6 protein-coding genes are annotated in these 25,709 nt (G+C 40.6%); all 6 read right to left on the bottom strand.

Annotation, left to right across the window (positions count from 1 at the left end):
* Positions 1–3 precede the first annotated feature (3 nt).
* Complete coding sequence (locus FNH22_RS20875) at positions 4–4,599, bottom strand: type I polyketide synthase (protein WP_143400389.1); 4,596 nt, start codon at positions 4,597–4,599, stop codon at positions 4–6.
* A 31-nt stretch (positions 4,600–4,630) separates the two neighbouring features.
* Positions 4,631–11,725: a non-ribosomal peptide synthetase gene (locus tag FNH22_RS20880; protein WP_143400390.1), complete on the bottom strand. Its 7,095-nt coding sequence runs from the start codon at positions 11,723–11,725 to the stop codon at positions 4,631–4,633.
* Positions 11,676–16,250: a non-ribosomal peptide synthetase gene (locus FNH22_RS20885; RefSeq protein WP_143400391.1), complete on the bottom strand. Its 4,575-nt coding sequence runs from the start codon at positions 16,248–16,250 to the stop codon at positions 11,676–11,678. The genes FNH22_RS20880 and FNH22_RS20885 overlap by 50 nt, the downstream gene beginning before the upstream one ends.
* Before the next feature lie 11 nt (positions 16,251–16,261).
* On the bottom strand, positions 16,262–18,751 hold the full coding sequence (locus FNH22_RS20890; RefSeq protein ID WP_143400392.1) for an ABC transporter permease: 2,490 nt from the start codon (positions 18,749–18,751) through the stop codon (positions 16,262–16,264).
* A 69-nt stretch (positions 18,752–18,820) separates the two neighbouring features.
* Positions 18,821–19,192 (bottom strand): hypothetical protein, encoded by a 372-nt coding sequence (locus tag FNH22_RS20895; protein WP_143400393.1) that lies wholly within the window; start codon positions 19,190–19,192, stop codon positions 18,821–18,823.
* Positions 19,193–19,227: 35 nt separating this feature from the next.
* Positions 19,228–25,683 (bottom strand): non-ribosomal peptide synthetase, encoded by a 6,456-nt coding sequence (locus FNH22_RS20900; RefSeq protein WP_143400394.1) that lies wholly within the window; start codon positions 25,681–25,683, stop codon positions 19,228–19,230.
* Positions 25,684–25,709: the final 26 nt, after the last annotated feature.

Raw genomic sequence — 25,709 nt, forward strand, 5'->3', positions numbered from 1 at the left:
AGTTTATCGGTTTGATAACTGTTTTAGCTTGCGCAGCTTCTTTTTCCCTTTTTCTATTTCCTGCTCCGAGCTGATGATCTTTTCCTCACCGGCATCGCCCTGAATGTGCTTGACAAAGGAAAACAGCGTTGGGTATTCAAAGTAGGTGGTGACGGCAATCTCCAGGCCTAACTCACTACGTATGGTATTATTTACCTGTATTACATCCAGAGAACTGGCACCTATTTCAAAAATATTGTCGTGTTTATTGATATGTTCATGCCCCAGATAGTCTTCCCATATCTTCAAAACATTCTCCTCCAATGTGGCGGCTTTATCAATAGCAGAAACTTTCCTTTTTGACTCGCTGGAAAAGAAATTGAATTTATTCTCCAGGTATTGATCGTAGTTACTGAGTGCACGCTCTCTTTGATTTAACCTTACTTCCAGGTCTGTAGTACTAAGGACTATTCTGGTCAGGTCCGTATGGCATATTGTAGCAAAAACCTCCACACCTTCTTCAGGCTTGATGGCTAGTTTTTGAAAGTTTTCATTGCTTTCAATTTGCTGTTTATCGTATAACGATTCCATTGCTTTCATGGCCATACCTACTTGCTGCCAGTCACACCAGTTAATAACAATCTTACGTTGTTCGCAGAGTTCATATTGAGCATATGCATCAATGAATTCATTGGCTGCAGCATATCCAATCTCACCGAACTTCTCTTCAAACAATTCACTGCCCAGTGAGGAAAAAAGTATGAGGAAATCGAGTTTTTTATGCTGGAGAATATTGGCTATGATGAGAGCACCATGTAACTTACTTTTGATCGCATCTGTAATAGATTCCTTATCCCTTTTTTGTACCATTCCTCCGCGGTCTATCACACCAGCCCCATGCACCACTCCATCAATAGATCCAATCTTTTCTTCCACCTCTTGCACAAGTCTGCTCATGACCTGGAGGTTCGTGATATCCCCCTGCATCAAATGGATCTTACCATTACCGCCTTGCTCAACTTCTTTGAGCATTTTCACTTTAGTAACTAACTGATCATCCGATCCATTTTCAATTACCACTTGCCAATCTTTACTCTCAGGGAATGGTGACCGGTGTACAATTACTATGTTTGATTTGTACCGGGTGGCAAGGTGTTTGGCTACATATGTAGCCATTCCACCAAAACCAAGAATGAGGTAAGTCTTACCATCTGCCAGTAAGCTTTCATTTTCCATATGTTTTTCTATGGATATCGGTTTGATCTGTGGTTTCCACTGATACAACCCTCTGAGTGCAGCAAACCGGTCAATACCTTTTTTACTTACAAAGTGCATCAGATTTGGGATGACCTGTTCATTACCCGTTAGATGTTCCAGACCCAGGTCGAATAATTTACAAGTGACATTCCTATACTCCAAAGGAAGTATTTTAGCCAAAGCAAGGTTTACTGCATTTTCCGGAAAAAGTAAGTCCCCACCGGTGACATCGAAAATGTTATTAGTCAATAATGTGAGATTTATTCGCTCATATCTATCGGCGGCTTGTTTGATAAAGTCTATAACAGTATAAAAAGAACGGTCTAAAAGTTTCTCACTCCTGGCCAAATCAGCCCCTTCTCCAAGATCGTCGGTTAGTGCCCAGGCATGTATGACATTCACGGGTATTTTCTTATCATGATTTAATTCTTCCAGTAAGTACCTGTAATGTGTTGTGTCAGCAGGATCAATCACAAAATGGTTCTGGGCAATTTTTATAAAACTGTTGCCCGATTGTACCACGGTGACGTCATATTCATTTAAATACAAACTGAGCGCCTCTTTAATGGACTTATTATTTACAAAAAGCAACCAGGTATCCCCTTCCACCGGATGTTTAGCAAGTACAGCGGATTGGCTTTGCTCCCAAACCTGTCCGTAAAACCACTCCGACATTGGCTTTCGTGGTTGGTCACCGATGTTTTCCGTGTTGTTTTTATGGCTGTGATCCGTTTCTACCTGCTCAATTTTTATTGGATCAAAACAATATGGTGGTAAAGTCACAGTACGTCGCTCTTCCTGCTGAAAAAAACTATCCCAATCTATCTGAACATCATTCATCCACAGCTTCCCCATCCCTTGATAAAAGAATGCATCATCTGGCACAACAGCTTGTTTAGGGTGCCTTATCAGGCTTATCGGTTTATGCGTAGCATTCTTTCGTTTATGTCGTGCGGCAAATGTCACCAGTGTGTTGCCAGGCCCTACTTCCAGGAGCACGATATTATCATTTTCCAGTAGTTTGTTCAGCCCGTCTGAAAACCTGACGGTGTGCCGTAGTTGTTTGGCCCAATAGGTCGGGGATGTGGCTTCTTCTTTACGGATATAGTCTCCGGTTAAGCTTGAGACAAAGGGAATCGATGGTTCATGCAAAGAAACCTGCTCAAAACACTTTTCAAATGCTTCTAATACGGGTTCCATCATGTGTGAGTGAAAGGCATGAGAAGTTTTCAGCGCTACCGAGGCAATACCTTCTGAAGAAAGCCTTTCCCGTAAAGCTGTTATCCCTGAGTTGGTGCCGGAAAGCACACAGTCTGTGGCTATGTTTACCGCCGCCAAAGCGACCTCTTCATCTATATAAGGAGTGATTTCTGCTTCTGTTATTGCAACACTGAGCATGGTTCCTTTTGGCATATCCTGCATTAACTCTCCCCGCTGTGCTACCAGTCGTATGGCATCATCCAATGAAAATACACCAGCAAGGCATGCGGCCACATACTCTCCGATACTATGTCCGATCATATGGTGGGGGCGAACGCCCAGCTCTATTAAAAACGTTGCTAACGCGTACTCAAAAGCAAAAAGTAACGGTTGTGCATTGGCCGTCTCATTGATGACCGTTTCATCACTATCCTGGTGTGTACTGAATAATACTTCCTTTATATCTTTCCCGGTAATCGCATGATAACGGTCCAGGCATTCATCTAATTTTTCCTGAAAAAGTGGTTCATGACGATATAAGTCTATTCCCATATTCATATACTGTGCCCCCTGCCCGGAAAACATAAATACAACGGAAGGTTCGGTCAGATTGGAACTGGCATTCTGAGCTGAAGCTTCAGTACTCAAGTCATTCACCTTAGTTAACAGCTCCTCTTTACTACCTCCTACTACAAAACCTTTATGACTGAACACTTCTCTCTTTGTCAATAAGGTATAACTTATATCTGCCAGTGAAGGAGACGAGTGTTTTTCAAGGTGAGTATAAAATTTATCCCGCCAATTATCATAAGCAGTCGAAGATTTGGCCGATATTGGAAATAGAAAGTTTCGTCTTGAGGTAGATGCCGTTACAAAGGAAGGTGCTTCTTCCAGTATGGCATGAGCATTAGTGCCGCCTATACCAAATGAACTAACACCGGCTAAGCGCAGCGTTTGACTTGTCCATTCCTGCAATTCATTTACTACATAAAACGGGCTATCCCGGAAATTGATCTTAGGGTTAGGTGTCTCAAAGTTTAAGCTGGCAGGTATTTTTTTATGATTAAGTGCCAGTATAGTTTTGATGAGCCCGGCGACTCCCGCGGCGGCATCTAAATGTCCAATATTGGTTTTCAATGAACCTATACCGCAGAATCCCTTTTTATCCGTATTAAAAGCAGTTTTCAACGCTTCAATTTCTATTGGATCACCCAGTAATGTCCCCGTTCCATGCGTTTCGATATATCCGATATTTTCAGGTGCTACCTCTGCCACCTGATGCGCCTGCGCGAGAACTTCAGCCTGCCCCATAACACTAGGCGCAGTAAACCCTACTTTACGCTTGCCATCGTTGTTAATGGCTGTGCCTTTAATCACCGCATAGATATTGTCGTTATCTTCCAGAGCATCTTCCAATAATTTCATTGTGACAACCCCGGCCCCGCTACCATAGATGGACCCTTTGGCTTTTGCATCAAAGGCCCTGCAGTGTCCGTCCGGAGAGAATATAGAACCTTCCTGGTAAACATACCCCTGGTCTAATCCACTAGCCAGGCATACACCACCAGCCAAGGCCATATCACATTCCCCATTTAGTAGTGCCTGTGCTGCCAAATGAACCGCTACCAGTGATGTGGAACAAGCTGTTTGCACATCATAACTTGGTCCTTTTAAGTTTAAATTGTAAGAGATAAGTGTAGTCAGGAAGTCTCTCTCGAGGTACTGCATAGAAGACAGCCCTTTGCGCTTTCCATATTTATCAGAATCTGAAAGGGTCTTTTTCCACTGAAAATTTCCGGAAGCACCTGCATATAAACCTATGCTGGCATCCGCTTTTACATGTGCATAACCGGCATCTTCGAGTGCGTGCCATACACATTCATGAAATATTCTGAATTGAGGATCCATTATCTCGGCTTCTTTTGGATTGTACCCGAAAAAAGCGCGATCAAAACGATCTTTATTTTCAAGAAAACCACCTTTCGAATTCACATAGTTAGAATCACTGCGTAGCGCATTGTCTACCAACGCTTCAAGTTCTTCCTCTGTAAGAAATTTCACAGACTCTTTACCTGATTGTAGGTTACTCCAAAATTCTTCTATGTTATTGGCATCCGGGAACCTCCCGGACATCCCTATAATGGCAATCTCAGATCCATTCATTTGTTTTGGGGGCTTAACATGTTGGTCACTATTATTTTCTTTTATTAAGTAGTCTTCTTCTATCTCTTTGTTGTTGTCTTTTATTCTTCACTTCGGATAATGATGTTCTAAGCCTCAATGTCACATCCTCCTTTTGATTGTTATCCACGTATGCTGCATAAGAGCCTACTGTTGGATACTTAAATATCATGGTTACTATATCGTCTGAAGTGTAAGCATCAGACAGCACCTCTCCCAGCCTCATAACATCCAGTGACGTCCCTCCCAAATCGAAAAAGTTATCATCCATCCCGATCTGTTCCACCTTTAACACTTCCTGCCACGCTGCCAAAATCCGAACCTGAGTATCGGTCATCTTTTTTGGTCTTATTCCAGCCGTTGCCGGCATAACACATAGCTTTTCTAAGGCCTTTTTATCTACCTTTCCATTGAAGTTCATAGGTAATTCTTCCAATTGAGTAAAGTGAGAAGGCACCATGTAAGCGGGCAGTTTATCCATTAAAACGAGCTTTAAATCCTCCGCATTAAGGTTGGGCTGTATGGCCGTGTAGAACGCAAACAAAAGACTATTTCCAGCCTTATTTTCGGAAACTACTACGGCAGCCTCTTTGATAACTTCATGTGCAATTAATGACGATTCTATTTCTTCCAATTCGATTCGATGTCCTCTTACCTTGACCTGGTTATCAATTCTGCCTAAAAATTCAATGTTACCATCAGGTAGCCATCGTGCCAAATCACCTGTTCTATATAATTTGGTATCATCATGCGGGTTTTCCACAAACTTTTTGCGGGTCAGCCCTTCGTTGTTTAGGTACCCCCTGGCTAATCCAACTCCTGACAGGCACAATTCACCCGGAGTCCCTAGCGGCTGTAACTGCAGGGTAGATGGATCAAGTATATAGACATTTGAGGTATTGATTGCCTTACCTATTGAAATATTATCGTTCAAAGCAGTCACCTTCCCCGCTGTGGAAACCACCGTATTTTCTGTGGGGCCGTAATTATTATGCACCTCGTACGAAAGGTGCTCCTGCATTTTTTTCAATTTATCTCCACCTACTAATAATTTCTTTAAGCCAGTGGTCTTTAGCTCCATAAAGCGCTCACCTACCTGGGTTGGAAGAAAGCTTACCGTAACACTATGCTTGAGGTAATGTGCACTCAATTTTTTCAGGTCATGTCTAAGCTCATCTTCGATGATGTACAAGCAACCTCCGCATATAAAAGGTGGAAATATCTCCCATACAGTAGCATCAAAACCAAAGCCGGCATACTTTGTGGAAATATCTTCACTCAACAACTGGTAATGCTGATTATGCCAGGTGCAGAGGTTGACCAACCCCTGGTGTTCAATCATTACACCGTTAGGCTTGCCTGTGGTACCAGAGGTATAAATGACGTAAGCAAGGTCATTTAGTGAAGGCGCTTCCACACTTTTAAAGCTTGACGAGTCCGGCAGATCCTCTACAAAAAGGATGTCAGTTATGCTGTTCAGTTTGCTTTGGTACTTTCCTGAAGCCACTACTATACGTGCCTGGCTATTTTCAAGTATGTAATCTATCCTGTCTTGTGGATATTCCGGATCAATAGGTAGAAAGGCAGCTCCTGACTTTAAAACTCCGAGCAAACTAACTACCATATCTATGGACCGGTCAATGATAACAGCTACTACCTGTTCTTTCTGCAGACCTATCGCTGTAAGTCTGGCAGCCACGGCATCTGACCTTCTGTCAAGTTGCTTATAGGTTATTTGAATATCCTGATGAATTAATGCTCTTTGATACGGCGTTGACTTTACTTGTTTTGCAAAAAGATCCAGGTAGGTTGCTGTAGTGAAAGAGGTTAACGGCTTATTAAACTCACGTTTAAATTTTTCTTTTGTGGTTACCGGTATTAGCGATACATCTCTTATCAGCACATCTGTATTAGCACAGAACTGATCGATGGCCTCTTCAAAGCTTTCTTTCAGCCCTTTTATGAAAAACTGATCAAAAGTATTGGCATTGTAACTGAATGTTATTCTCAACTGTTCGCCTGGTGCGGCTACAATATTCAGGTTATAATTGGTTTGCTCAAATGCTCGCAGGTTTTCCAGCCGAAACTCTCGTTCAGCCATTTGCAGGTTATCAAGCGGATAGTTCTCATAAGTGAATATATGATCGAACAGCCCATTTCCCAGCGGATGATCTTTCTGAATTTCCGATAACCCATAATATTGATGAGGTTCCTGATGAATATGATCCTGTTGTGCTATCTGCATAAGTTGGATCAACTTATCATCTTCTTTATATCGAAATCTACACGGGATTGTATTGATAAAGAGACCGATCATTTGATCTACACCTTCTATTTCCAACGGCCTGCCAGCTACTACCTTTCCAAAAGTCACATCGTTACTATTCGTACATCTACTGAGAATTAGCGCCCAGATCCCTTGTAAAACAGCACTCAATGTAAGTTGTCCGGCTACTGACGCCTGCTTTAGTATTTCTAACTTTTCAGAGGTTAATATCAGGCACTCCTGAGCTACTTCATAAGTAGCCGTTATCCCTTTTTTAAACTGAATAGGTGTTACCTTATCAAAGCCCTGTAAGTACTGGTTCCAATAGTCTCTTGATTCATCGCGATCTCTTTGATCAAGCCATTGGATATAATTTTTGTAAGGTTTAGTAATGGGTAAATTGACAGCACTATCCGTAAGCAGCGCTTTGTAAATGTGGTAAAACTCTTCATAAATTATACCTACACACCATCCATCCATAAGGATATGATGGTATGACCAAACAAAAACATGTTCTTCGTCTTTAGTTTTGAAAACAGCTAATCGTATAAGACTATCTTCTGAAAGGTCAAATCCTCTTTGCTTATCTGACACCTCATATTCGTCAATGGACTTTTGTATACTACTTTCAGCACTCCCGGATAAGTCGAAATAGTTAAGCTCAACACTCCTCCTACTTAATACAACTTGAACAGGCTTATGCAGATTTCTATGAATAAACGCTGTTCGCAAAATATCATGCCGTTGTACCAAGCTCTCAAAGGATTTCTTCAACAGGTTTTTGTCAAAAGGAAAATTAACTTCATAGCTTATCTGCGTGTAATAATTAGCTGATGATCTGTTCATCATACTATGAAAAAGCATGCCTTCCTGGGTCGGGCTTAGGGTATAAATATCTTTTAAAGGATGCTTGTCAGACAGTTCGTCAATTTTCTCCTGTTCCAAGTGTTGGTAGGTAAAATCACTGGCGGTAAATACCCGTTTTTGCTGTAACATGCAATGCGTTACGATATGCCGTAGTGTGGATTCAAAGTTTTGGGCAAAGTCTTTTAACATCGCCTCATTCAAGCGACTTGGATTATATTTTATAGTTATTGTTAAACATTGGCCGGCAATCAATCCGGTAATGTCCACTTCACTCTGCGGATGATTATTGACATCTACCACGTCTCCAACCAGTGCATTAGAAACTTCAAACGAGGCTTTATGAATGTCCTGATCAAATTGTCCCAGGTAATTAAATGTGATCTCTTCGCTCGCTTCAGAGGTCATTCCGCCACCTAAATACCTCAACATACCATAGCCAATACCACGATGCGGTACCTGATGATATGCTTCTTTAGTTTCTATAATTTGCCTTCCTATATCATCTGCATCTACAACAGGTAACAGTATAGGATAAACTGTAGTGAACCATCCCACAGTCCGCGAGACGTCAAGGTCCTCAAATATCTCCTGCCGCCCATGTCCTTCCAGCCATATTGGGACACTCTGACCGTTATTTACTTTAGCAAGACTTATGGATAAGGCGGCAAGTAACAAATGGAGCACTTCCGTTCCGTAGGCTTCATTTGCTTCGTACAAAAGCGATTGTGTTGTCTTCTTATCAAAAACAAGATCAATTGAGGTCAGGCTACTGATAGTATTGGTGACGTCTTCTGACAGATACCCAAAAACAGTGGCATCCAGATTTCGTTCTACTTCAAGCCAGTAGTTTTTCTGCCTGGCCAAGGAAAAACCCTGCGTATTATCGGATAATTTTTGATCCGGATATACTGACGTTTGATACTCTGATGTATAATCCTGTAATTTTTGTGCGTAATGTTGAAATGAATCGGACTTCAGGGGCAACTCATCCGCTGTATTCAATTTGCGTTGCTGAAATAAGAAATCAATGTCTTCCAGTAAAATCCTCCACGAAACACCATCTATTACTAAATGATGAATAATAACGGCTAACTGACTCTTGCTGCGGCCCTGGAAAAGGATAAGCTTTAATAAAGGGCCTGTTTTTAAGTTAATAGATCGCTGAAGGCGATTACACTGTTCTTTAATGGTATGGTCCGTTCCTTCTTCATCCTGACATTCTACAACGGTAAGGTCAAGCTCTGAGGTCGACTGGTTATATGGCGTAATATTTTCTCCCCCGGTATCGAATGTCATTCGCAAAGCATCATGGTGTGCTATTATCTTCCGGAAAATATACTCTACCCATTCTACCGCTACTATCTCTTTCCATTCAAGCAACACGGCCTGATTGAAGTAAGACTTGTTTATCAATCCATCATCTTCGAAAAACCGGCGTTGTATAGGAGTTAAAAGCACAGGTCCGATTATATTCTCCTGCTGCTCTGTCCTTTGTTTATGGTCGATTACACCAGAAAGCGCTCTAACAGAGGGGAATTCAAAGATACTCTTCGCCTTCAGTGTATACCCCTGGCTTAGTAACCTTGATTGGATCTGGATAGCTTTAATAGAATCTCCTCCTACCTGAAAGAAGTTATCTGTTACGCCAATCTCTTCCACACCCAATACAGTTTTCCAAACCTGTAAAATAGTTTTCTCGAGATCATTGGCAGGAGCTGCCTGTGCTTTTCCTCCTCTGTTTTCCTGTTTATCGGTAAGCCACCTACGATCAGTCTTATTATTGGGCGTTAATGGTATATGATCCAATCTGACAAACATAGATGGGACCATATACTCCGGTATTTTTCTTCCCAGGAAAGCCGACAATTCTTCTGAAGAAAGTGATTGTTCACCAGTATAATAAGCGCATAAAAAGGCGTTTTCCTTCTCCTTTTTTACCACCACAGCATCCCTTATATCAGGATGAGTGATCATAATGCTTTCAATTTCGCCCAATTCTATTCTATAGCCCCTGAGTTTTACCTGGCTGTTTTTTCTTCCCATGAAGTCAATACTTCCATCCGGACGCCATCGGGCCAGGTCTCCCGTAACATACATACACTGACCTTCTAACAGCGGGTTATCAATAAACTTCTCATTGGTAAGGTCAGGTCTGTGCAAATAACCTTTCGCCAGACAAGGACCGGATATGCACAACTCACCGGGAACACCAACAGGTTGTAAATGCCTGTAATCCTTTGAAAATATAAATACCTGAGACGTAGCTATAGGTTTTCCAATAGGTATAAGCGCCTCATTTTTCTTCACCCTGCCGGCAGTAGTCACCACTGTATTTTCAGTAGGACCATAATTATTATAGATCTCATAGGACAGATTATGGCCTATCTGCTTTAACTTATCTCCACCCAGCAACAGTTTTTTTAATGTTGTATTACCAAGTGTCATAAATTGTTCACCCAACTGTGTGGGTAAGAAACTGCATGTAACACCGTATTTTATGTATTGATCATTCAGTAACCGGATGTCGTTTCTGGCATCCTCTTCTACGATATACAGGCACCCTCCATGAGAGAGGGCAGGAAAGATCTCCCAGACCGAAGCATCAAATCCAAAGCCAGCATATTTAGTTGAAATATCTTCCCCCGACAGTTGGTAAAAGTTGTTATGCCATACGCAAAGGTTTGCAAGTGCCTCATGGGTGATCATTACACCATTCGGGGTGCCGGTAGTACCTGAAGTATACACCACATAAGCCAGATCACCAGGAGTTGCGGATGCGGGCAAGTGCATAGTGGGAAGTTGAAATTCAATGTCTTCTATGCAAAGTGTATGTACTGATCCGGGGATTTTATCAATACAGGATCTGGCGGTTAGTAATAAGGGAGCTTTACTATCCTGAACCATGTATTGTATCCGTTCTTCAGGATAATTCATATCAATAGGCAGAAAAGCCGCCCCTGACTTAAGGATACCCAACAAACCGATAATCATTCCAGGTCCGGGCGCCATCAATATGGGTACAATCATGCCTTTATCTATACCATATGCGGTGAGTCTGTCGGCAACATGTTGTGATCTGGAATCCAGGCATTTGTATGTGATACGGTGATCATCAAATAGTAAAGCGGTATGAAACGGTTTACTATTGACCATTTCGGCAAATAGTGCTAAAAAAGTGGTTAGTTGTGATGGTCGGAAATTATCATTAAACTCACTCAAAAGCTTATTTTGATCACTTTCCGTTAACACATTGATCTCCTTCAGGCTGAGCTTCAGGAAAGATTTAGTGTTGATCAAAAGGTGTTCAACAGAGGCTCCGAACCCTGTCAATACTTCCCGAAATTCTAATGAAATGGCCGACCTGATAATAAATTGAAACCGCTCTTTTTGGACGATGTCTATAACGGTGTCAAACACTTGTTGATCACCAGAAGGTGTCTGGTCAAAATTGATCAATACCTTTTTGAGTATCCCTGTATCCGGGATCCTGCGACTGGATTCGATTTTTTCAAGTAATGCGCTATATAAAAAATCTGCAAAACCGGTTCCTTCTAACACCTCTCGTTTTACCTGTTTTAAATGTTCTCCATAGGTTCCGGAAGGGTCAATAGTAACTTTCAATGGGAGTATTCTTCCATTGAACCGGGTATTAATTACCAAATGGGTTTGACCCACATATTTAGCCAGGGCCAGTGACAAGGCTGCCATAACATAAGCTACCGTAGTTTGTTGGGCGTTCTGGCAGATCTTCGTAATCTCACGAGAGCTCGACTCCGATAGCGATACAGCACATATTCCGTCTGACAAGTCCGTATCACTACTCCATGGAAATGTCCAATCGTTAAGTTCGCCGTCTGTTAACTTATTTAGCCAATACTGCTCCGTGCGCTTGCTTATCTTACTATCTAACACCAGGCTGTCCATATCAGTTAAAATCAAATTCCGGTGCCTCTTCTTGTGAAACGGGTGTCCCATTGAAAATGGTAAGGTCGCTTAATGGAGTGCCAGTATCTTTTAAAACAGTAGAAATGAGTTGCAGGAAGCTATCTCTCATCCATTCTATTGTACTTTTATCAAACAGTTGTTGGGCGTATTCCAGCTTAAATCGAATCTCAGTTTTGCCGGGATATACGCCCAGCACCAGGTCAAACTTGGCCCTCTTGGCTATATCAGGCAGTATTTCTACTTCAATACCACTTAATTCAGGCTCAGGCATGTCCAGGTTATCAAATTCCAGCATAACATCGAATATGGGATTGCGGCTAGGGTCACGCTGAGGCTCTACATGACTGATCAATTCGGCCAGTGGGTATTCCTGGTTTTCCAGCACTCTCAGAGTATACACTTTTATTTTCCTGAGAAACTCCAGGAAGGTGATGTCCGGATCTACCTCCTGCTTTAAGACCAGTGTGTTTACGAAAAAACCAATGGTATTCATAAGGTCATTATGCGGTCGATTGACAACTGGAATACCTAAAACTACCTCTCGTTGATTGGCTATTTTGGCTAAGAACACTTTATAGAATGCCAATACAACAGAAAATAAGGTCGCATCAGTAGTACTAACCAAGTCATTAAGTTTTGCAAATTGATCGGCCCCCAGCTTAAAAGTTATGTCATCTCCCTCATAGGTCTGGTTTTTTGCTCTGGCATAATCACAAGGCAGGTTTAACCGCTCAAAACCATCCTGAAATTGGGCCAGCCAAAACTTCTCTTGTTTTGCTATCCGCTTTTTATAAAACTGGCTGTTACACCATTCCGCATAATCCTTGAATTGAAGCTCGGGGCTTTCAATAGCCCCACCTTCATAAAGATTTACAAAATCACACAAAAACTTATTGACAGAAAGCCCGTCGGAAATAATATGGTGCATATCCAGCAGCAGGTATTGTTCCCGGTCATTGATTTCTAAGAGGGTAAGTCGGAATAATGGTCCTTCAGCTAAATCAAAAGAATGTAAATAAGGGTCAAAAGTGGTGATCGGTTCATTTAAACAGTGTTTTTCAAGGCGAAACTCAACGGAAGGAAGTACCTTTTGAATTATTTCATTGTCTACAGTAATAAATACGGTTCTGAGGCTTTCTTGTGAAGCTATCATTCTTCTGATAGCAAGCTCTACCTTTACCTCATCAATCCTTCCGTCAATTTTCAAGCACCCTGTAATGTTATACACAGCATTTTCTTCATTGATTTTTTGTAAGGAATACATCCTCATTTGACCGGAAGTAACGGGGTAGTATTTTTTTGCTGCAGCTTTTGAAATTGTCAACACATTAGCATTGGCCTGATCCACACATTTAGCTAAATCTGATAAAATCGGGTAGTTAAATACCTCTCTGAGTTGAATTTGGACTTCAAAGTTCTTTTCAATCTTAGCTTGTACTATAGTAGCATTTAATGAATTTCCTCCTATTTCAAAAAAGTTGGTGCTTTTTCCAATCTTACCCTGGTCGTATTTCAGTACCTCAGCCCAAATAGCAGCCAGCCTTTTTTCAATTTTAGACTCAATTTCATCAGGTAAGTTATTATCGTACTCAGCTATTTGATCCAATAATACTTTTCTATCCAGCTTTCCATTTGGGGTGATAGGAAATCCGTCCACTCTAATAATGTGAGTCGGGACCATGTATTCAGGGAGTTCATTCAGCATAAATTGCTGTAAAAGCTCTTTATCTATAGTCTCTTCAGAGGTATAAAATACACATAACTGTTTTTCTCCCAACTGGTTTGTATGGAGTAATACCGCCTTATTCCTAATGCCCCTGTACTCATTTAAGCATGTTTCTATTTCTCCTAATTCTATTCGATAGCCTCGTATTTTTACCTGATGGTCTTTCCTGCCGATCAATTCAATATTTCCGTCATCAAACCAACGGGCTAGGTCACCTGTTCGGTATATGCGTTCCCCGGCTACAAACGGGTTGGTAATAAATTTTTCAGCGGTTAATTTTTCTTCATTGTAGTATTCCTGAGCCAGACACTCACCTCCTATAAATAACTCACCGATCATCCCTTTAGGAAGTGGGTTCAGGTCTTCATCCAGGATATAGTATTTCGCATTTTGTATAGGCCTGCCATACGGTATACTGTTCCAGTGTTTCTCTACTTTATCAAACAGAAAGTAATTTGACCAGATGACTGCTTCTGTCGCTCCTCCAAGGCTCACTACCTGTACGTTTTTAAACAGGTCTTTAGCAAGCCCGGGTAATTGTAAGCCTATCCAGTCGCCACTTAAAAGCGCTAACCTAAGTCTACTACCTGCCATATCGGCATTGAGTACCGTGCCGTATTGAACAATTCTATCAAAGGCAGGAGGTGCAGAATCCCAGAGTGTTATATTTTCTGATGAAATTATATCCAGCAAAACTTGAGGGTCTTCTATCTCCTGTTTAGTGGCCACTCTTATACTGGCTCCTGCTGCCAGCGTCCCAAAAACATCATACACGGAAAGGTCAAATCCAAGAGAAGTAACAAACAATAGTTTATCTTCAGTACTTACCGAAAAGGTCTTGTTTATCCATTCCAGGATGTTAATGACTGGTTTGTGTTGTACCGCTACTCCTTTGGGTAATCCGGTAGAGCCTGACGTATAAATAATGTAAGCCAGCGCTTCATTGCTTAGTTCATATGTTGGGTTTTGTGTTGATAGTCCGGTTGAATTTAAGTCTAGTATTTCAGTGTATTTATTGACTGGTGTTTGTGCTTCAATACCATTGCAGGGCAAGCACAGCACACTTACCGGGTTTTCTATTAAGCTTAACACTTCTTGTGTAAAATTCAGTGTAACACCATCAACGATCAGTATGGAAGCATTGAGCGATGTAATGAGTTTTTGGATCCTGGTCTTAGGCAGGCTGGATTCAAACGGAACGTAAGCACATCCCGCCTTTAAAATACCCATAATAGCTATTACCATCTCAGGTGACCGATCCATAATAACAGGTACGAGCTCATTGGCTCCCTTGTAGATACTGAGCAGCTTACTGGCTAACTGGTTACTTTTTTCATTAACCTCCTGGTATGTCAAAGATGTGCCATTACCAATGATTGCTATCCGATCCGGACCGTTAACTACCTGTTCTTCAAAAAGTTGATGAATCAATTTTCCCGAAGAGTAAACTTCCCGGGTTTCATTTAACCTGTAGACTACTTCCTGCTTTTCCTCTTTGGAAATGATTTCAATTTCAGCGATATTTTTATCAGGCCGCGTTATTACTTCCTGTGTTATTTTTAAGAAATATGCCGCCAGTTTCTCAATCGTTTCAGCATCGTATTTACCCTGGTTATAGCCAAAATGAATGTCGACCTCTTTTTCAAAATTTACGATACTTAAGGCCAGGTCAAAGTTATTGGTCTGATCAAAACTGAATGAGGCAATCTTACACAGTGGATCATTTTTAAAAATGGCTTTGTCCAACGGATAATTTTCAATAAGTACTACCGTATCAAAGAATTTCTCGTTCACATCACTACCTGCATACTCCTTGACCTTCACTAAAGGAGTTATTTCAAATTTTTCACGTTCTGCCAGGTGTCCGGAAATGCTTTGCACCAGATCCATTACCTTTTGCCCCGTATTTTTGACACGCAATGGAAGCGTATTGATCAAAAGCCCGACCATATTGTCCACACCTGTTACATCTACTGATCTACCCGACACGGTTGTTCCGAAAACAACGTCTTTTGAAGCGCTGATCTTTTGAAGTAGAATCCCCCAAATAGTGTAAAACACAGTCGCTTTGGTCACTTTATTTTCTTTACAAAAGCGATCAAGCTCATTTGTCAGAGTGTCCGGCAGGTGCAGACAATAGCTGGAGCTATTCATCATATCTCCCGCACCCTTACTCCTTATCACCATTTCACTTTTTTCACCTGGCTTTTCAAAATAAGTGGACCAAAAGGCTTTTTCATCTACATTAGTATACCCTTTCAATGCTTTTACATAAGCTTTGAATTTAGCTTTCCGCCCAAAGTGGTAGTCTTCACCTTTGAGTAGTGCCTGGTAAGTACGAAAGAATTCTTTAAGAATAATACCATTACTCCAGCCATCGTATATGATAGAATGATTACTTATGACCAGGGTAAATTCTGTTTCACTGAAAGTGACTACTTTAATACGAAAGGGCACTTCTTCCAGGTTAAACAAAGCCGCTTTGTCTTTGGCTTTTATTGTATCAAAGGCAACGTTCCTTGCTTCTTCACCCTGTTTAGTCAGATCAATGTATTCAATATTGACAGGGTGCTCCTTTAATATGATCTGTACAGGTTTATTCAGTTTTCTCCATCGAAATACAGCACGCAACATTTCGTTGTGATGTACTACTAAATTCCATGCTTTTGTAAACAACTCCCTGTTCAGTACCCCTTGAAGGTTCAAACATATTTGTTCGAAATTTTGAGAGCTTGTTCCATTGTTTTTAAGGTAGTGAAATAAAAGACCGTCCTGCAAAGGGGTAATCTCAAAAATATCTTCGGTATTTTCTTTAGATAAAGTAGCCATGGGGGAATTGATTATTCGTATTTAAGTGCTTTGATAGGGTTTTCTAAAGTGGCCTTTAATGCCTGATAGGTTATCGTACTGATCACTACGATCACAATGAGAGCCGATGTGATGACAAAATCACTCCAGCCAATAGGGATCTTATTAGAATAATTTTGTAGTATCTCAGACATCACCCAATAGGCCAAGGGGATGGCCATAGCGAATGATACCATTAATAAGTAAGCATACTCTCTCACAAGCAATGCCGTTACATTTGATATAGTGGATCCTAATACTTTTCTAATCGCAATGGACTTTTTCTTTTGGTGAATTAAGAAAACACTAAATGCCAGCAGACCCAGGTAAGCAATTAAGATGCTGGTATATGTATAGATCTGCATGATTTTCTTAATCTGCTGCTCTATTTTGTATTGAGAGGTTATAAAATCATCCAGGAAGTTATAATCCAATTCATCTTTAGGGTAATATTTTTGAAACACTTCTCTTACAGATGCTATGCTTCTTTCAATATCGGCTCCTTTTTTGATTTTGATACTGTAAAAGCCCCTGTTCATTGGAAACAGGTGGTACTTTATAGGCGCCACTCCATTGGACAATGGCTCCTGGTTATAGTCCTCCAACACACCTATGATCTGATGCCCTCCGGGTGTTACATAATGAGCATTTACATCATCTACGTATAGTGAATTACCTATAGCATCCTGAGGCTCTTCATATCCAAGCAGTTCCATCAATTTTCGATTGATCACTACATTTTCTTTTTCATTTTCACGGTTATCCGAAAAGAAACGTCCAGCCAGCAGCTTTAATCCATATACATCTACATAATCCTGATCGGTAAAAATATTATTGGCATAAAACTTATCATCTGAGTTTCTCCAGACCGCCTGACTGTTGTTATAGAAAAAACCAGGAGTTATCGTAGAAAGGCAGATATTCTCTATGTCCGGACTTTTTCTGATTTCATCTTTGAAGGCATCCAGGTAATTGATCTCTACAGTTTCATAGCCACTTGCCATTGTATATTTCCGGATCACCATAACATTGTCCTTCTCAAAACCCAGGTCCGTTTTCAAGAAAAAGTCAATTTGCCGGTCCAGAAGTAGTGTACTACTAATCAGTATAAATGAAACCGCTATCTGGGTATTCATTAGTATTTTCCTTAACAACGCATTCCTTTTATTGGAAGAAAGGTTTTCATTTTTCTTCATAATAAGCTTCATAGAGAAAATGATCAGGAATAACAGCACTCCTTTTAAAAGTGCTACCGTAACGAGAAATGAAATGAAGAAAAGATAGAATTTGGGGTTGTCAATAATGGTAAAAGCTTTAGGTATGTCCAGAAACTCATAGAATGGATCCAGGAAAATCAGCAACAGGAGTAAGGACATTGAAGCTGCCAAAAAGGTAAGCATGAACGACTCAATCAAGAACTGAGTGAACATCTCCCATAAATTCGCCCCAAAGATTTTCCTCAGGTTGATCTCTTTGAACCGGTTTATAGAATTGATGTAGGTCAAATTAACATAGTTAAATATTGAGAATATGAGCAATACCAGGGCCCCATAGAAGATCCATTTAACCGTTCTCTCATCGATCTCATCGGATCGTATCAAAGACCTTCTTTCCATACCTCCCAGGTATTTCGGGTGTATATTTTTTCGCAGATGAATGTCTGATATATGTTGCAGGTGCAGCTCACGAGAGCCATACTTTTTCATTATTCCCTCGGTTTTCGAAACAAGGAATTTGTTCAAATCAACTTCAAATTCATCTGCATTGGTACCATCTTTAAGCTTTAGATAGGTATCAAACATTGGATAATAATAGTTTGCATCGCCTCCATCAAATACCGTATACTGCCCCAGGTCAGACTCCACATTTATAGCAGAAGTAAGCACATCTATTCTGATATGGGTATTTTCGGGTAAGTCTTCCATCACGCCGGTAATTTTATAGAGCCAGGGATCATGAAATCCGTAACCTAATCCCAATGTCTTTCCTACAGGGTCTTCCCCTTCATAAAGAAGCTCTGCCAGTGATGCTGTAATTACCGCCGTCCTCGGCTCTGATAGTACCTGGTCACTTTCACCACTAATCAGTTTAAAATCAAAGAAATTGAAGATGTTATTGTCTGTACCAAAAACGGCCTTTTTAAAGAAAATATCCTCATCACGATAGAGCAGCAATGTCTCAAATTCAAAGAGCCGGACGGCCTCTTCTACTGCCGTAAAGTTCTCCTCTACTTCCGGCCCCAGAAAATGCATGGCAAAGGCAAACTGTTTCACAAAATCCCCATCAGTGGAATAGGTATCTGTAAGGACACGATGAATGTTGGAAGATTTATACTGTGTATCAAAAGAATTGTGATAGTAGACGTAAATGAATACCAAAAATGAAGAGGCAATACCCAGCGCCAGGCCTAAAAGGTTGATACCTGTCAACATTTTATTTTTCAATAGGCTCCTGATAGAAACCATCACATAGTTTTTAAACATAGGGGTAATCGTAGTTTATTTCTCCGCGTAAAGTATGTATATGTTAATTGACGAGTACGTGTATGGTGCTTAAACCATATTGAGTTCACCTTCAGCTTCTCCCATGATCATGGAATACTCCTTTTCTTCAATAGCTGTAAGGTAACCACCTCCGGTACATGTGGCCAGGTCAAGCTGAACGGTACATTTCACCTTGATAAAGTCAAGAATGAGTCCTCCACTCAAGGTAACCGCGCCTTCCTCCGTTTCAAAATTGCCGGAAAGCAGATCACATTGAGGTAGGAATAGCTTAAATCCGACTTCTGTTCCTGTTTTAGGGAAGTGAACACTGACATAATTTCTATCAATGCATTCTTTCAGGGCCTTGCAATGTTGCCTGGGGCGCTTAAATACAATTTGCTGTTCTAAACTTAGGAGTAGGATTAGTTCATTCGCAGGCATTGGTTGGGGGTTTAGTAGTTCTGATGATTTGTTATTTATTCAAAGAGTGCTTCCAGTTCTTCCTGATCCAGATCAGCTCCATCAAAATCCGATGGAGTGAAATGCACATTTCGTTCTGTTCTTATATGGTCTAACAACTCTAGTAAGTTATCTTTCAAGGTATTTCCAAGTTGCTTGATTGTCTGAGGCAGATAGGCTTTACCATTGTATATAATTTCAATCTGTAAACATCCTCTAACCACCATGGCATTAAACTCCAATTTAGCGCTCATGCGGTTTCTGGGATCGGTTTCTATCCCATGGTCCTGATCGGCGTAGGAGAATAGCTCGTTTTCAAGGTCATAATCAAACTGACCAATATAGTTTAGCCGTACTTCGCTCAGGTTTGTAGGTGATAACTCTCCAAGGCTCTTCAAAATGCCATAACCAATTCCGTTATTAGGGACAGACCTCACTTCCTCTTTTACCGTTTTGATATTCTCTGACAGTGAATCTGCTTTTATGGTCAGATTCACCGGGTACATGGCGGTAAACCAACCTATGGTTCTTGAGATGTCAATACCGGCAAAGTGACGTCCGTGGTTCTCTAACTCCAATTTAATTTGGGTTTCTCCGGTCCACTTACTTAAGGTTACGGCAAGTGCCGTACTCAGTAAGATCGGCACATCAGTTTGATAGACACTATGGGCTTGTTTCAACAAATAATCGGTGTATTCCTGGTCAATGGTTACGTTTTCTTTTTTGGTATTGGCAACAACCCAATCAGATGGACCAGTATTGATGTCGTCTTTAAGTTTAAACTCTTGTTTTTCAATACTTTGCCAGTATTCCTTTTCACTTTCGGTAATTTCAGACTGACCATAGGATCTGACAAACCGTGACCACTGACTAATAGAAGCCGTTTTGAAGGGTGTATGTATACTTGATCCTTTTACCAATGAATGATAATTTCTCACAAGATCTTCTAATAGAATACGCCAGGATATGCCGTCAATTACTAAATGATGCATCGTGATAAACAGCTTATCGATATGACCGTTAATCGAAATTAGTGCACTTTTAAACAACAAGCCATCTTCCAGGTTCAGTGCATGCTTCAGTTCCTGACATATTTCTAGCAACTCATGTTTATCCGACACCTCGTGTAATTCTAATCGCAGGTTTAGTTCACCCTCTTCCTGATAAGTCAGAGAAGCGGTTGGCTGATCATATTTGATCCTCAATTCATCATGCTGGTTAATAGCTGCCGGTAAGGCCTTTTGTAATAAGCCGAAGTCAATATTTTCTTTCAAATCCAGCAGTAGTGACTGATTATAACAGTGCGGATTCACAAAATCCAACTCGGAAAACCACTTAGCCATGGGAGTGATAGGAAACTCACCTTCTGCTCTTCCATGATCATAACTATTTGACTGATGAAGCACTTTAGCTTGTTCACTTATCTGTACCAGGGTCTGGTAAGTAAGTATTTGATTTACCTCTAACGCTATATTTTTTTCTGCCAATCGATTGACGATCTGTATCGCTTTGATGGAATCACCTCCAAGCTCAAAGAAATTATCGGTCATTGACAGATCCTCTACCGCTAATATATCACACCAGATCTCCTGCATAGTTTCTATTATTTCATTAGCGGGAAGTACTTGTTTCTGGCATATTGAATATGTTTTGGGGAGTAATGAATAATCTACCTTACCATTTTTTGTTAATGGAATCTCAGCCAATTGAACGAAATAAGTAGGGATCATATAGTGAGGTAACCTTCCAGAGAGAAACTTACGCAACTCCAACTCTGACACATTACCTGTTCTACTTTGATAATATGCCCAAAGCATATTCCTGCCTTTATCATTTTCCCATGCGGTGGCTATTGCAGCAGAAATAGTTTCAAACGCCTGCAGGCATTGTTCTATTTCAGAGAGCTCTATCCTGTAACCATCTATTTTAAGTTGATGATCTACCCGTCCAAAAAATTCCAGATTTCCATCCGCGTTTTTTCTTACGAGGTCCCCCGTTTTATACATTCTCCTGCCCTGCCCAAATGGATTAGGAATAAACATGGACCGGGTTAAATCTTCACGGCCTAAATAGCCCCTGGCTAATCCATCTCCCGCGACAAATAGCTCTCCTAATACACCTTGAGGAACAGGGTTCATATTGGGATCAAGTACATGGACCTCTGTATTTGCAATAGGTCTGCCAATAGCGACTGTTTGTGATTCTTCATTTGGAGCATAGGCATGGATCATACAACCCACGGTGGCCTCTGTCGGACCGTATTCATTAAAGATCTCCACTTGCTCTCCAAACAATTGATAGATCTCCAGGGCAAGTTGGGTCTCCAGCTTCTCCCCTCCTACGATCAGTCTTTTCAAATTTGCTTTTGCATTTGCCGGTATAGACATCTCGCGCAGCTGTTTCAAATGGGAAGGAGTCATTTTTATAACATTTACCTTTCCATCATTGATCACCTTTTGCGTCAATACATAGTTTCCATCTTCGTAGATAAGCAGGCTGTTACCTGTAATTAACGGAGTAAAAATAGAGGTAATGGTCAGGTCGAATGAAACCGAGGTATATAAGGGAAAAATCACCTGCTCTTTCCTCACGTAGTGATCTTTCGCCCATACGATATAATTCACCAGCGATTTGTGTTCTACCATCACTCCTTTTGGACCACCGGTCGTTCCAGAGGTATAGATCACATAGGCAATATCATGAGAATCATTTGTACCGGACTGATATTGATCTGTTTCTTCATGGTAAAATGTGTCAATGTTTATCAGACCCTGAGCAAGAGGCGCTTCAATATCTTCCAGGATCTTTTTCATATGATCTAACCGCGACGTATCGGTTATAACATGCTTACAGTCACTATCTTTTAATATATGTTTTATCCTTTCTTCCGGCTGGTCGGTATCCAATGGAAGAAAACACCCACCTGACTTAAGAATGCCCAATATGCTCACAATAAATTCCGGGCAACGTGGTAGCAAGACACATACAATATTGTCAGAACAGACACCTTTACCGACCAAAACAGTAGCGAGATAATTGGCCTTATTATTAAGCTGTCTATATGAAATGACTTCGTTTCGAAATGTCAAAGCAGGGACAGTGCCATTTGCTATCACTTGTTCTTCGAAAAGCTGATGTATGCTTTTTTGACTCGGGTAGTCACGTTGTGTATCATTGAAGATCGCTGCCTCTCTTTGATAAGCATCATCGGACAATAAACTAATTTCACCTATTACCTGGTGAGTATTACTAAGAATGTTATCTATCAAGCGTTTAAAGCTCTCAACAAATCCCTGCATTGTTTCCTTCCGGAATAATCCTGTAGCATATTCAACCCCACAGTTTAACACACCATCATTTTCAAAAATCTCCATTGAAAGGTCAAATTTTGAAAACCCAGGATCAAAGAAATGTCGATTGACTTTAACATCCGTGGCACTTACTACAGGGAAACCAATATTGTGGTAGTTGAACATCGTATCAAATAAGACATTTCTACTTACATCCCTCTTCTGAGCTACTTGCTGCCTTAGCAGGTCATAAGGATAGTCCTGATGCTCTAATGCATTGGCCAGATTTTGCTGTATTTCATGCAGGTATTGTATAAATGTTTGCCCGGAATCCAGGCTGGCTTTAATGGGCAGGTTATTTACAAACATACCGTGTACATCCAACAGGTCAGGATGTGTTCGTCCAGCTACTGGTATACCTATTATCATCTCGTCGCTACGACAATACCTGTTTAGCGTTAATACATAGATTGAAAACATTAAGGCATGTATTGTGCATCCTTGATTTTTAGCCAAACCACGGAGCCGTTCTACTGTCACCAGATCTAACTCAAAAGGTATTCTTGCTCCCTTACCATCAAATACAGCCGGCCTGGCATAGTCGGTTGCCAAATCCAACAAGGGAACATACTTGCCTAAATAGTCTTGCCAGAATTTTCTCTGTCTTTTTAATCTGTCATTGATGATACTCTTACACTCCCATTCAGCAAAATCCTGGTAGTTTATGCTTTTATTTTTTAACGGGTTTCCCTGATAAACATCGAATAGCTCATCGATGAAATTAAAAACGGATATGCCGTCTGAAATAATATGATGGAAGTCCAGAAATAAGATAGTAGTATCCACATCCAGTTTGAATAAATGGGCCCTGAATAAAGGTGCCATTTTTAGGTCAAAGGGCTTAACCGTTTGTTGCAATACTTCATCTAATTCATCTGAATTACAATGACTCATTTTTAAATCAAACGAAACACTATCGGTGACCCTTAAGACGGGTTCATTATGGTATTCAAATGTAGTACGTAAAGAACTATGACGTGCAATTAATGTTTTCAGTGCTTTGTCCAACTCACCAAGCTCAATTTTTCCTTCCAGCCGGATAGCAATAGGAATATTGTAAGCTACTGAAAGCTTATTGGCTTCCCAACTAGCATATAACCTACTTTGCGCGGACGACGTTTTGTAAACTTCTTTATTCCCCACTTCAATTATTGGAATATAGGTCTGTTTATTAAGGGATTCCAGTAGTTCTGCGAGAAGTGTTACAGTAGTTTTTTCATAAAGTGTGTTTAAAGGTAAATCGAGGCCAAACTCTTTTAAGACCAGCATACTTATTTCTGCCGCTTTTAAAGAGTTTATACCTATGTCAGCAAATACTTCATCAGGTGATATATAGTCTCTTTGTAGTACTTTCCTACAAATCCTGGTCAACCTGATTTCATAGGTGTTTTGAGATTCTTCCAGGCTTTCAACAGCTTGAGCGTTCAAAGTGCTGTCAGCCATTTCATTTAATGCATATTGTACTTCATCGAATTCCCCTTTTCTGAATCTTTCAATCAGTTTATATCGCTGCAACTTTCCACTGGTAGTACGAGGTATGTCTGACACCGGTAAAATGTGATCGAATTCAACACCTGCACAAGCATTCACATGTGATTTAACCAACTGGGCCAGAGGCAAAAACTTATCTAGTGAGCCTCTATGAAAGATGAAGCAGATCACTTCTTCTTTCGCAAGAGATGCATTAAAAAAACCTCCAACTACTATTTTATTTAATTCTATTCCATCTACTTCCTGGCTTAACTGCTCTATATCATGGGGATAGAAATTTTGACCGTTCACAAAGAAAATATCCTTTGATCTACCCGTAACATAAAGGTTACCATGAAGCTTGAAGCCTAAATCACCCGTTCTTAACCAGCCATCTTTAGTGATCAGAGCATTGGTAGCATCTTCATTGTTGTAATAACCGGAGGTAACACTGTTACCTGAAATCTGGATATGACCAATGATACCTTCTGTTGCCATGATGTCATTGTCGTCAACTATTCGAAGCCTGCAATTATCTATTGGTTTTCCCACATTAACCAAAGACAAGGAACGATCACCTTGTAACGAAATACAAACTTTATCTCCCAGATTAAGCGTATCACGATCCACATGGACGGATGTTATTTCATCCGATAGGCCGGACATGGTCACCGCTAAACTAGCCTCAGCCAAACCGTATACAGGACAGATCGCTTCTCTCCTCAACCCAAAAGCTGATAAGTTATCAGTAAACTCAAATCCAATTTGTTCTGATATTGGTTCAGCTCCATTGTATATTAAGCGAATAGTAGATAAATCCCAGTTTTGCACTTCGAGATTTACATGCTTTAACAGGTACCTGTAGCCAAAGTTTGGAGAACCCAAAATTGTGACTTTATACTCGGTAGCTTTATCCATCCACAACGCCGGACGTCGCACAAATAAATTAGTAGGCATCAATATCTGATGCATGCCACTATATAATGGATTCAGATGCAATCCAATTAATCCCATATCATGGGTTAAAGGCATCCAGCTCAACATCACATCTTCAGGCCGATATTGAGCAGATGCTGCAATAGCCGCCATATTTACCATCAAATTTCTATGTGTGAGTATTACTCCTTTTGGATTACCTGTAGAACCTGAAGAAAATTGGATGTAAGCAATATCATCCGGTAAAGCATTATGAACTTCTCCGTATTCTTGATCTATATCTCTTTCTTCTATAAAAACTGTCTTGCCTTTCTGCTCGCTATATAGAGATTCCAATGAATGACTGATGGCAAAAGTCTCAAATTTTATAAAATCACTTTTTGAGATGAATAAATAAGGGTCTTGTAGTGTTGACCAAACATTAAACAGTTTTTGCTTTCGATCATCATTGTGGCCTAGTGTTAACGGCACGGGAACCACCCCCCCTAAAATACAAGCCCAAAATGCCGTTACGAAGGTTTCATTGTCATCCATTTGAAGCACCAATTCCGACCCGGGCTTTAATCCCCGTGACTGAAAATAAGCCAATAGTTTTAAGGCATGCTCGTATAGTCGTTCATAGGAAACAAAAGTTGAGCTATCATTACTTTCTAAAAATGAAAGACCTACATCTTTCAGCCGTTTTCTTACATCAATGACATCTACGAGGGTTTTCAAGTGCAATATTTTTTATTAGTAGGAAA

Origin of the sequence: Fulvivirga sp. M361 (assembly GCF_007097395.1) — a bacterium.
Taxonomy (GTDB): domain Bacteria; phylum Bacteroidota; class Bacteroidia; order Cytophagales; family Cyclobacteriaceae; genus Fulvivirga.

Excerpts from the sequence above, each read along its gene's own strand:
- FNH22_RS20890 (WP_143400392.1), bottom strand. The coding sequence starts at position 18,751 with ATGTTTAAAAACTATGTGATGGTTTCTATCAGGAGCCTATTGAAAAAT.
- FNH22_RS20895 (WP_143400393.1), bottom strand. The coding sequence starts at position 19,192 with ATGCCTGCGAATGAACTAATCCTACTCCTAAGTTTAGAACAGCAAATT.
- FNH22_RS20875 (WP_143400389.1), bottom strand. The coding sequence starts at position 4,599 with ATGAATGGATCTGAGATTGCCATTATAGGGATGTCCGGGAGGTTCCCG.
- FNH22_RS20885 (WP_143400391.1), bottom strand. The coding sequence starts at position 16,250 with ATGGCTACTTTATCTAAAGAAAATACCGAAGATATTTTTGAGATTACC.
- FNH22_RS20880 (WP_143400390.1), bottom strand. The coding sequence starts at position 11,725 with ATGGGACACCCGTTTCACAAGAAGAGGCACCGGAATTTGATTTTAACT.